Annotated in this window: 8 protein-coding genes; 4 read left to right on the forward strand and 4 right to left on the reverse strand. The window is 64.2% G+C overall.

The annotated features are described in order from the left end of the window. Positions 1–11 precede the first annotated feature (11 nt). Together GEV02_RS07345 and GEV02_RS07350 are read left to right on the forward strand one after the other, a co-directional pair. On the forward strand, positions 12–2,075 hold the full coding sequence (locus GEV02_RS07345; protein WP_152837397.1) for a phosphocholine-specific phospholipase C: 2,064 nt from the start codon (positions 12–14) through the stop codon (positions 2,073–2,075). Positions 2,076–2,096: 21 nt separating this feature from the next. Continuing rightward, positions 2,097–3,194 carry an ABC transporter ATP-binding protein gene (locus GEV02_RS07350; protein ID WP_152837398.1) on the forward strand — a complete coding sequence of 366 codons (1,098 nt, stop codon included), beginning with the start codon at positions 2,097–2,099 and terminating at the stop codon, positions 3,192–3,194. Here GEV02_RS07350 and GEV02_RS07355 read toward each other — a convergent pair. From GEV02_RS07355 to GEV02_RS07365, 3 genes are all read right to left on the reverse strand, one after another. After that, the gene (locus GEV02_RS07355) at positions 3,191–6,157 is read right to left on the reverse strand and encodes a polysaccharide lyase family 8 super-sandwich domain-containing protein (protein WP_152837399.1); all 2,967 of its coding nucleotides are present in this window, start codon (positions 6,155–6,157) and stop codon (positions 3,191–3,193) included. The two genes, GEV02_RS07350 and GEV02_RS07355, sit on opposite strands and share 4 nt — an antisense overlap. Positions 6,158–6,317: 160 nt before the next feature. After that, positions 6,318–6,896: a superoxide dismutase [Fe] gene (gene sodB / locus GEV02_RS07360; RefSeq protein ID WP_008446326.1), complete on the reverse strand. Its 579-nt coding sequence runs from the start codon at positions 6,894–6,896 to the stop codon at positions 6,318–6,320. A 127-nt stretch (positions 6,897–7,023) separates the two neighbouring features. Further along, positions 7,024–8,004, reverse strand: coding sequence for a LacI family DNA-binding transcriptional regulator (locus GEV02_RS07365; protein ID WP_152837547.1), 981 nt, complete (start codon positions 8,002–8,004; stop codon positions 7,024–7,026). 233 nt (positions 8,005–8,237) lie between these two features. Here GEV02_RS07365 and GEV02_RS07370 point away from each other — a divergent pair, with 233 nt between their 5' ends. Next, positions 8,238–9,230 (forward strand): glucokinase, encoded by a 993-nt coding sequence (locus tag GEV02_RS07370; protein WP_235922685.1) that lies wholly within the window; start codon positions 8,238–8,240, stop codon positions 9,228–9,230. Here GEV02_RS07370 and GEV02_RS07375 read toward each other — a convergent pair whose 3' ends face one another. Continuing rightward, entirely contained in the window at positions 9,231–10,097 is an 867-nt protein-coding gene (locus GEV02_RS07375; protein WP_152837401.1) for an AraC family transcriptional regulator, read from the reverse strand. It lies immediately after the preceding gene. A 291-nt stretch (positions 10,098–10,388) separates the two neighbouring features. Here GEV02_RS07375 and GEV02_RS07380 point away from each other — a divergent pair, with 291 nt between their 5' ends. Then, complete coding sequence (locus GEV02_RS07380; RefSeq protein ID WP_152837402.1) at positions 10,389–11,615, forward strand: RICIN domain-containing protein; 1,227 nt, start codon at positions 10,389–10,391, stop codon at positions 11,613–11,615. Positions 11,616–11,719 lie beyond the last annotated feature (104 nt).

The raw sequence follows: 11,719 nt of genomic DNA on the forward strand, positions 1-11,719 counted from the left end.
AGAGAGAATAGATGAAGCTGAAAACTGGTCGCCGCGGGTTCCTGCGGTCCGCGATAGCAGGCAGCGTGTATGCCAGCCTGCCGCTGTCGATACGCGAGGCGCTGGCTGTGCCGGCGCACAGCGTCAAGGGCAGCATCGAGGACGTGCAGCACGTGGTGATACTGATGCAGGAGAACCGCTCCTTCGACCACTATTTCGGCACGATGAACGGCGTGCGCGGCTTCGGCGACCGGTTCACGATACCGGTGCAGGGCAACCGCAACATCTGGCAGCAGTTCAACGGCCGCCGCACCGTGCTGCCGTACCGCCTGGACCAGCAGGCCGGCAACGCCCAGTGCGCGCTGGACTTGCCGCACACCTGGCCGGACGCGCAGGAAGCCTGGGACGGCGGCCGCATGCGCTTCTGGCCGCGCGCCAAGACCGATGCTTCGATGGCTTACTACGGCGAGCAGGAGCTGCCGTTCCAGTTCGCGCTGGCGCAGGCCTTCACGGTGTGCGACGCTTATCACTGCTCGCTTCAGGGCGGCACCAATCCTAACCGCCTGTTCCTGTTCAGCGGCACCAACGATCCGGCGTCGCTGTGCGGCGGCCCCGCCATTGACAACACCAAGGACGGCCTGGGTCCGGCGGAGGATGGCTTCACCTGGGTCACGTACGCGGAGCGGCTGGAGGAGGCGGGCGTCAGCTGGAAGGTCTATCAGGACATGGCCGACAACTACGACAACAACCCGCTCGTGCTGTTTCGCCAATATCGGCAGCAGTACACGGATGGCCGTGGCGTGCTGCTGGAGAAGGGGCTGAGTTCCACGCTCAAAGGCGTGTCCGTGCAGGGCCTGAAGGACGACGTGCAGGCGGGTCGTCTGCCGCAGGTATCGTGGATCGTCGCACCGCGCATGTACTGCGAACATCCGGGACCATCGACGCCGATTCAGGGCGGCTGGTACACGCAGCAGGTGCTGGAGGCGCTGACTTCGAATCCCGAAGTCTGGAGCAAGACCGTATTCCTCCATATGTACGACGAAAACGACGCCTTCTTCGACCACGCTCCTCCGCCGGCCGCGCCTGCGCTGAACCGCGACGGCACGCGGGCCGGCAAGTCCACGCTGCCGTTCAACGACGAATGCCACACCGATGGCCGCATTTACGGCCTGGGTCCACGCGTGCCGATGTTGGTGATTTCGCCGTGGAGCAAAGGTGGCTGGGTCAACTCGCAGGTGTTCGACCATACCTCCGTGCTGCAGTTCCTGGAGCGCCGCTTCGGTGTGCGTGACACCAATATCGCCCCATGGCGCCGCGCCGTCTGCGGCGACTTGACCAGCTGTTTCGATTTCGCCTCGCCCGATGCGCGGCCGCCGGTGCTGGACCCGCGTAGCAAGGAGTGGGCCGACGATCTGCGCGCCGAGCAGCGCCGCCAGCGCGGCATCGAAGTGCCGGCCGCCGATGCGCAGTCACTGCCGGTGCAGGCGGGCGGCACGCGGCCGTCGCGCGCACTGCCGTACAAGCTGAATGTGCGCGCCGAAGTGCGGCTGGCCGCCGGTGGCGTGGCTGGGCGCGATGTGGTGGCGCTGAGCTTCGTCAACAGCGGCAGCGCCGGTGCGGTGTTCCACGTCTACGATCAACTGCATCTGGACCGCCTGCCGCGCCGCTACACCGTCGAAGCGGGCAAGCAGCTGGACGATGTCTGGCAATCGGACGCCAAGGACCAGGGACGCTACGACCTGTGGATACTGGGACCGAACGGCTTCCATCGCCGCCTGTCCGGCAACCTGTCCACGGCCACCGCAGGCCTGTCGGCGGAGGCGGATAGCCGCGAAGGCAATATGTGGCTGGCGTTGCGCAACGATGGCGCTGCGCCATGCAGCGTCACGCTGGAGCTCAATGCTTACCGTATGCTGCCGCCCAAGACCATCATCTTGCAGGCGAACGGCGGTTCCTATCTGTGGCGGCAGGAGATCGCCAACCAGCACTATTGGTACGACTTCAGCGCCACCTGCGGCGATTTTGTACGGCGCTACGCCGGACGGCTGGAAACAGGCGCTCATGGCGTCAGCGATCCCGCCATGGGCGGCGTCTGACCAGCACACAAGGAAAACATCATGGCAGCAATCAGTTTGCAGCATGTACGTAAATTCTATGACAACGGCTTCCATGCCGTGAAGGACTTCAACCTGCACATCGAGGATGGAGAGTTCGTCGTGTTTGTTGGCCCGTCGGGTTGCGGAAAATCGACCACGCTGCGCATGATCGCGGGCCTGGAGGATATCTCCGATGGCAACCTGCAAATCGGCGGCCGCGTCGTCAACGACTTGCAGCCCAAGGAGCGCGACATCGCGATGGTATTCCAGAGCTATGCGCTGTATCCGCACATGACGGTGCGGCAGAACATGGGCTTCGCGCTCAAGCTGGACGGCGTGCCGAAGGCGCAGATCAACGAGCGCGTCGACGAGGCGGCGAAGATGCTGCATCTGGAGCCGTTGCTGGAGCGCCGGCCGAAGGAGTTGTCCGGCGGCCAGCGGCAGCGCGTGGCGCTGGGCCGCGCCATCGTGCGCAAGCCGCAGGCATTCCTGATGGACGAGCCGCTGTCCAACCTCGACGCCAAGCTGCGCGTGGAGATGCGGGCGTCGATCGCGCGGCTGCACCGCAAGCTGGGCGTCACCACTGTCTACGTCACGCACGACCAGGTCGAGGCGATGACGATGGGCGACCGCATTGTGGTGATGAAGGGCGGAGAGATCCAGCAGGTCGCCAGTCCGATGGCGCTGTATGAGCGGCCGGCCAATAAATTCGTCGGCAGCTTTATCGGCTCGCCTGCGATGAGCTTCCTGGATGGCCATGTGCTCGGCGGCGTGGTGGGCGGTGAGGGCTATGCCTTGACGCTGCCGACTGATATGGCGCAGCGCGTGTCCGGCCACGAAGGGCGGCCTGTCAGCCTGGGGCTGCGGCCGGAGATACTCAGCCTGTTGCAGCCTGGCGCGGTGGCGGACAACGGCGCGGTGCTGCGCGGCGTGGCGGAGGTGGTGGAGCCGCTCGGCGCCGAGACCATCGTCACCGTGCAGGTGGGGGCGCAGAACATCGTCGCTCGCCTGGCCGGCAATGTGGACATCCGCGCCGGCCAGGCGTTGGCGCTGGTGGTGGATTGCTCCCGCATCCATTTGTTCGATGCGGAGAGCGAAGCCAATATCAGTTTGGACTAATGCGTTGTAATCACCAGCGCGGGCCGATAGGCTGCGTTGGTGTTTTCGCGCGATCCGTAGTTGACCCAACCATCCGCGCCGTAGTTGGTCGGCGACGACACCAGCAGTGACAGCAGCTTGTCCCCGGCCAGCGCGCTGTTGACCTGCGCGGTGATGTCCAGCCACACCGGCGTGCCGGCCGCGCCCAGCGTCCAGCTGCCCAGCAGGGTGGTGGCGGCAGGCTGGTTGTTCCAGTTGAGCGTACTCTCACCCCACGTATTGGCCTGCACCAGCTGGACCTGATTCGCCATGCCGGCCACCGCGCCAAGGCTGGTCGGCGTCATCATCACGCGGGCGTTCGACACCGCACCCGTGATCGACGACAGGTCGAAGCGCAGATACGATTGCCGGAAGTAGCCGACGCCGTCGTTCTTCGTCACCAGCACATTGGCGGCACCGTAGTTGTTGCCGGCGGATGCGCCGTTGATGACGTAGGCGTCGGCCGCCGTAGTCAGCGTCTGGGTCTGCGCCAGTGCCAACCGGACCGCAAAGCTTTTTCCTGCCGCGCCATTGACGTTGATGGAGAGCTTGATGGTAGGGCTCATTTGCGTCACGGTGACGTTGGCATCCGCCGAAATCACCTGCCACGCGGCGCGCTGGATCTCCAGGTTGATGGTGCCGGTGTTCTTCTGCGTAGGATCGGAGACGCCGATATGCAGCTCGTTCTGCGCTTCGATCGCGGTGACGGAAGCCTTGCGGTTGCTGGTGATGTAGGCCGCCGCACCGTCGGACACCGTCTTGCTCGCGTCATTCCAGAAGTTGACGCCGACCACGCCGTAAGCGCTGTCCTTGACCGCGTGGGCGTCGGTTGAATTCTCCAGCACCGTCACGGTGGCGGCGGCGGCATAGCTGGCCGTCTGCGCCGCTGTCAGGTTGGGCAGCAGCACGTAGGCGTACGACGCATTGGTCGGCCCGGCCCCGTGCGACAGCGCGAGGCTGAGGAAGCGGTTGCTGACCTGGGCGTTGGATTGGCCGGTGTTGATCGCCTGCCAGCTGCCGGTGCGGGTCTCGCGCAGGCCGTTGACGCTGGCGGCGGTGGGGAAGTAGTAGCCGATATCGCTGCCGCTGACCGATCCCGCCAGATGCGCCCACTGCACGCCGCTGGTGGTGGCGGACCAGCCCATCGTCGTTGGCATCGCCGAGCCGTTAATGGTCAGCGCATTGCTGCCGGCCGCGTTCAGCTTGCGGTTTTCGACGATGGTTTCGACCGTGCGGCCATCGGTGTTCGAAATGCCCGAGCCCAGCGCGATGATCTTATTCCCGAACATGAACCACGACTTCTTACCGGCCAGCGTGCTGCCCGTGACTTTGGACAGCGAGAACTGCATGCCGGCCGACGCGTGCAGGTTGTCGACCTCCGAGCCGCCCACCCAGGTCTGCGTGTTCGGGAAGCTGCCGAAGTTGGCCGGTGTGCCGGAGCCTGAGCCGTCTGTGGTGATGCCGGGCAGGCGGCGCGTGTTCACCGTGGGCCAGTAGTTGCCGCCGAACTGAGTCAGGTCGTTGTTGTACAACCAGGTCGCGCCGGTGCCGGTGAACCAGCCGGTGAGGTTTTCGCCGTTGCCGTATTCGAAGGAGGAGATCCGGTTCGAGAACATGCTCAGGTTGAAGCTGTAGCCCGCGTAGCTGTGCAGCGCACGGTCCATGCTGGCGAAGATGTGGGTCTGGATTTGCTCCGGCTCCGGCGTCACGCTGCTGTCGGCGGCGATGGCCTTGAGGTTGGCGATGTCGTACAGGCCCAGGCCCGCATAGTAGTTGGCGTAGCTGGTGTCGCGCTGCATCCAGTGCTTGATGGTGCTCTTCAGTGACGCCGACTGCGCCGCCGGCAGGCCTTGCGCCAGCCGCGCCAGTGTGGCCGTCAGCGAGCGGCCGGCATCGTGGTCGCTATTGGGCGAGAGCGCGGTCGGCTCGCGCGAGATGGCGCGGCCGCGCACCGAGTCCATCATCGCGCCCTGGTAGACGAAGGGTTTGTAGGCTTGCGTGGCCCAGGTGTAGACGTTGCCGGCGTTGGCGTCGGTGACGGCCCAGGTGGAGCCGTTGAGCAGGTAGAACAGCCGCGCCATGTCGCCTATCATCACCAGGCCGTAGCTGCCGGTGTAGGCGACGTTGGTGTGCTGGATGAAGGAACCGTCGGCGTAGAAGCCGTCGCCGCTGGTCACGTAGGGGAAGGTCTGGCTGATGGCGTCGCGGCCCTGCGCCAGCTTGGCGCTGGACTTGCCGACCGCACCGCGCACTGCGACGACGGAGGCTTTGTCCAAACGGTTGGCGCCTGTTTCGACCAGCGTGCTGCCGGTGCGCTTGGCGGGATCGGGGACGAACTTGTCGATGGCGGCGGTGTAGGTGGCGATCTGCGCAGGGCTGAGTTGGTCGTACATCAGCACCATCAGGTCGTTGAGTGCTTGTGGCGAGCCGATCTCCCAGTCCCACCAGTTGCCGGCTGCGGTGTTGGCGGTGCCGTAGCGGTTGGCGGCCATCCAGTCCAGTGCGGCGACGATGTCGGCGGCCAGGCTTGCATTGCCTTGCAGTGTGGAGCCGCTGGTGGCGTAGGCGGTGGCCATGACGCGCAGGCGCCCGTAGCTGGCGGTGATGGTGGAGGAGGCGCTCCAGTCAGCGAGGTCGCTCCACAGTGCGGTGCGGCCGGCGGCGGGCGTCATCGAGTTCCAGTTCGATTGCGCGGTGGCGGTCAGCGTGGCGATCTGCGCGGCCATGTCGGCATCGGCGGTGTTGATGGCGCTGCCGCCGGTGATCTGCGTTAGCCACTTCAGGCGCAGCGTGTCGTATTCGTCGGCGGGGGCGCTTGCCCCCATGCGCAGCGCCGCCGTGCGTGGCGCGGATTGCGCCTCCGCGCTGCCGCTACCGCCACAACCGGCCAACAACAGGGCCGAACCGCATAGAACACCGAACCGGTAAAACAGGACTTTTCTCATTCTCCATCTCCACTGTGACGATATAGGTTAACGTTAACATGTGACCGTGAAAAAAAAGCACCCTGGGGGTCAAGTCTGACATTCGGACACGGCCTCTGCCGTAACGGCTGTTACGGCAGAGGCCGTGTCCGAATGTCAGACTTGACCCCCAGGGTTTACATCATGCGAAGTTCGCGGCAGCGAAGTCCCAGTTTGCCAGCTTGAAGAAGGTCTCTACATACTTAGGACGTACGTTGCGGTAGTCGATGTAGTAGGCGTGCTCCCACAGGTCGCAGGTCAGCAGCGCTTTGGCGTCGGTGGTCAGCGGGGTGGCGGCGTTGGAGGTGTTGACGATGTCCAGGGAACCGTCGGCTTTTTTCACCAGCCAGGTCCAGCTCGAACCGAAGTTGCCCACGCACGACTTGGTGAACTCTTCCTTGAATTTGTCGAACGAACCCCACTTGGCGTTGATCGCGTCGGCCAGCGCGCCGTCTGGTGCGCCTTTGCCGTTCGGGGTCAGGCCGTTCCAGTAGAAGGTGTGGTTCCATACCTGGGCGGAGTTGTTGAAGATGCCGCCGGACGATTTCTTGACGATCTCTTCCAGGGACAGGTTTTCGAACTCGGTACCCTTGATCAGGTTGTTCAGGTTGGTAACGTAGGTCTGGTGGTGCTTACCGTAGTGGTATTCCAGCGTTTCTTGCGAGATGTGCGGCGCCAGGGCGTCGATTGCATACGGCAGTGGTGGCAGAGTATGTTCCATTGTTCTTCCTTTTGTTGGTTTGACGATGTGAAAAAGATCGAGGGTGATTTTTGCCGAAACGTCCGCCATTGTAAAGCGGATAGGGCTTCGGTGCAGAAAAGGCAGCTTTTCCGTGTGGCTACTATGTTCAGCGCACGCGCCGCGTGGTTTCGCGCACAATCAGCTCCAGCGGCGGCACTTCGCCCCGCGCTTCCTCGCCGTTGATGATGCGCAGCAGCGCCTGGGTGGCGATGCGGCCGATGTCATATAAGGGCTGGCGTATGGTGGTCAGAGGCGGCGTGGTATAGGAGGAACCGGGCAAATCGTCGAAGCCGACCAGCGAGATGTCGTCCGGCACGCGGATGCCCTTGCGGTACAGCGCCAGCCGCGCACCGTAGGCGCTCAGGTCGTTGGCCGCGAACACGGCGGTGAATTGCTGGTGCGTGTCGAACAGCCGGTTCATCGCCAGCATGCCGCTGGCCTCGTGGTAATTGCCCTCGACGATCAGATTGGCGTCCAGTTCGATGTGCGCCTCGTTCAGCGCGCGCGTGTAGCCGGCCAGGCGCTCGGCGGCGTCGATGTTGTTGGCAGGGCCGGAGATGAAGGCGATGCGGCGGTGGCCCAGTTCGATCAGGTGGTGCACCGCCATGTAGGCGCCCGATTCGTTGTCCAGCTTGAAGCCCAGGGCGCTGCGGGTCTGCAATGCGCGGCCGGTGGAGACGATGGGGCGCTGGCTGGAAAAACCCAGCACGGTCTGGTCCGACATGCGGCCCGACAGCAGGATGATGCCGTCGACCTTGCGCGCCAGCAGCAGGCGGATGCGGTCCGCTTCCTCTTCCGCGTTCCAGTGGCCGCTGACGATCACCGAGGCGTAGCCGGTGCCTTTCAAGCCGTCGTCGACGCCGCGCAGCGTTTCGTCGAAGAAGGGGGAGGAGATGTCCTGCACCACGATGCCGATGGTCATCGAGCGGCCTTTTTTCAGGCCCTGCGCCATCTGGTTGGGCGCGAACTTCATCTTGTCGATGGCGGCCAGCACGGCCAGGCGCTTGTCTTCCGACACCTTGGCGGTGCCGTTGAGGATGCGCGAGACGGTACTGGGCGACACTCCCGCCTGGCGTGCAACATCCATCAGGGTCGATGGGCCGGAGGAGTAGGGGGTGTCTGCCAAGGTGTGTCCTATTTTTATCTGAAAACCTTTTCGCCGGAAGATTACCATAAATTTTGCGGCTTTCCGCCAAATCAGCCCGTGATCCCGCATTGACTTTCATTGGCATACGTTATTTAATGAAAACAGTGCTTGAAAACGTTTTCATAAGCGACGTGACATATAATCAGGCCGCTGGTCATAACAAGGAAGAGACAATGAAACGCGAAGCTTTTTCGCACCTCGCAAGCGGTCCGCGCCTGCTGGCCGACATCGGCGGCACCAGCGCCAGCTTCGGCCTGGAGACCGCCCCCAATCAGATCGAGGCGATCTGGGTGACGGAGTGCGCGGCCTATCCGACACTGGGCGCGGCGCTGGTGGCCTACCTGTCGCAGCCGTCCACGGTGGCGGCCGGCGGCTACCAGGCGCGCTTCGCCGGCATCGCCATCGCCAACCCCATCGACGGCGACTGGGTGACGATGACCAATCACCACTGGTCGTTCTCGATCGAGGCGGTGTGTTCGCAATTCAGTTTGAAATCGCTGGTGGTGGTGAACGACTTCACCGCGCTGGCCAGCGCCTTGCCCTATCTGGCGCCGGACCACAAGCGCCAGATCGGCGGCGGCGTGGCGCGCAGCGGCGCCACCATCGGCCTGGTGGGCGCGGACGCGGGGCTGGGCGTGTCCGGCCTGGTGCCGGCCGGCGAGCGCTGGATCGCCATCGACAGCGAAGGAGGGCACAGCACCTTCGCGCCGATGAACGAACGCGAGATCGATATCCTGCGCTATGCGCGGCGCTATCACGAGCATGTGTCGAGCGAGCGGCTGGTGTCGGGCATCGGCATCGTGCTGGTGTACCGCGCGCTGGCCGAACGCGCGCGCATCGAGCCGCAGAACCTGAGCACGTCGCAGATCATGGAGCGCGGCCTGCATCGCCTGTGCCCCGTGTGTGAAGAGACGCTGGACGCCTTCTGCGACATGCTGGGCACCGTGGCCGGCAACGTCGCGCTGACCTTGGGCGCCAAGGGCGGCATCTACATCGGCGGCCGCATCGTGCCGCAGATGAGCGAGTTCTTCGAACGCTCGGGCTTCCGCGCCCGCTTCGAGCAGAAGGGCCGCTTCTCGGACTACCTGTCGCACATTCCCACCTTCGTCATCACCGAACAATATCCCACGCTGATCGGCATGTCGGCCATGTTGTCGGCCGGCTGATTACAAGGCCATCTGCGGCTCCAGCGGCAGGCACAACTCGCAATCCTGGGCCTCAATGCAGGCCAGGCGCTGGTCCGGCGGATAGCGCTCGAAGCAGGGCCGCGCCGCCACCTTGTAGCGGCCATACAGCACGCCGTCGCGCAGCAGCCGATGCCACGCATCCTTGCTCAACACGCGCGGGCCGATAAACCTCAGCACCGCATGCATGCCGCCGGCGATGGTCTTGACCGGCATGCCGGCCGGCGCCACGAAACTCTCCGGCAGTTCCACGCAGACGTCGTAGCGGCACTTCTCCGGCGCCGTGATATCGGGATCGTCCAGGCCCATGCCGAAGCGCGCCGACGGCGGCAGATCGTGCTGGCAGCACCAGATATCGAGCTGCCGCCATTGCGCGGCGCTGTCCACATCGTAGGGGCCGAAGTGGCGCGTGTAGGCCACCCGCGCGGTCGGCAGCTGGATCACCCGCACCGGCCCATGCTGGCCCGCCACCGGTCCCGCGCTGCTGGCGGCCGCCATGACGCGCTGCTCGTCGCGCCAGCGCGACGGCGACAGGCCGAAATACTGGCGGAAGGCGCGGGCGAAGCCGTCGGCGGTGTCGAAGCCGCAGTTCTGCGCGACGGCGGCGATGGAATCGGACGAGTACAGCAGCTGCGAGGCGCCCGTCTCCAGCCGGCGCCGGCGCACGTAGGCATGCGGCGCCTCGGCGCTCCATTGCTGGAAACGGCGCAGGAAATGGTAGCGCGATAAATGGGCGAGTGCGGCCAGGCAGTCGAGATTGAGGTTCTGGCCCAGATGCGCATCGATGTAGTCCAGGACGTGATTGAGCCGGTACTCCAGCGGCCGGGACGTGGGGGATGGCATATGCATGACGTGCTCCGTACTGCTTGTTAACAAATAATAAAAGATGCTAATATAAAAAGACAAGTGAAACGTTTCCATCATAAAGCATATATTTCATGCAAGACCACTGCCGTTACATCTGCTGTGGCTGAAAAGATACTGAAGGGACGTGAATGCTGAGCAATTTTGGCCGGGCCGCTGCGCAAGTTTGAACGGGCGGACGGCTTTCAATCTGACTATGCTTTACCTACGTGCAATGTTGTTGTTTGGCACTGCACGCAGGGAGATCTCTTACAAAACCAATACGGAGACTAAGCAATGACAACAACCACAGCACCCAAACTGGCATTGGCCGCCGCCATCCTGCTGGCTTACAGCGCACCCGGCCTGGCCGCATCCACCTGTGATCGCTACGCGTCCTACCCGGTGAAGGGCGGGACCTACACCGTCATCACCAACTTCTGGAACGACAAGGCCAGCGGTTCGCAATGCGTCAACGTCAACCAGGACAACGGCGAGTGGAGCGTGAGCAGCGCGCCGTCGTCGCCGGACAGCACGCCGGCCGCCTATCCGGCCATCTACAAGGGCTGCCACTGGGCCTCGTGCACCAAGGACAGCGGCCTGCCATTGCAGGCCAAGGCCATCACCTACGCGCCGTCGCGCTGGCGCGTCACGCCCGGCGCCGGCGGCGACTGGGACATCGCCTACGACATCTGGTTCTCGTCCGGCCCGGTCGCGCCGCCCAGCGGCCAGCCAGACGGCGCCGAGATCATGATCTGGATTAACCACAGCGGCTCGGTGCAACCGGCCGGCACCAAGACCGCCAACGTCAACATCAACGGCATGAACTGGGATGTGTGGACCGCGTGGAACAACCCGTCAGGCTGGCCGCGCTGGAACATCGTCTCCTACGTCGCCACCTCGCCGGTCAACGCCGTCAACTTCGACCTGGTGCCGTTCTTCCGCGACTCGGTCGGCCGCAAGGCGGTCGACAACAACTGGTACCTGCTCGATGTGGAAGCGGGCACCGAAATCTGGCGCAACGGCGCCGGCTTCGTCAGCGGCGATTTCGACGTGCAGTTCCACACCGATCCGGTGGTCGGGATCGACCCGAACAAGTGGTACAGCGTCGTCAACAAGAACAGCGGCTCCTGCGTCGACGACGCCGATTTCTCGACCAGTAACGGCGCCGTGGTCCATCAATGGGCGTGCGACAGCCGGGGCGCCGCCAACCAGCAGTGGAAGTTCACGCCTACCGACAGCGGCAACTACCGCGTCAGCACCCAGCAGGCGCCGGGGCTGGCCTGGGATGTCGCGGGCTGGGGCACCGCCAACGGCTCGCAGGTCCAGCTGTGGACCTACGGCGGCGGCAGCAACCAGCAATGGCAGGCGGTGGACCAGGGCGACGGCTACTACAAGTTCGTCGGCCGCGGCAGCGGCAAGTGCCTCGACGTGCCGGCCGCTTCCACCTCCAACGGCGTGCAGCTGCAGATCTATGACTGCAACGGCACGCCGGCCCAATCCTTCAAATTGATCCCGCAGTAGCACAGGTTCATCGCTTCGCCCGCCGCGAAGTTGCCGGCCTCGATGCAGGGGCCGGTTTTTTTACACCCATAAAAACAGGAGACATATTTTGCACGCGATGACCA

It is taken from the genome of Rugamonas aquatica (assembly GCF_009380215.1).
Classification (GTDB): Bacteria; Pseudomonadota; Gammaproteobacteria; order Burkholderiales; family Burkholderiaceae_D; genus Rugamonas; species Rugamonas aquatica_B.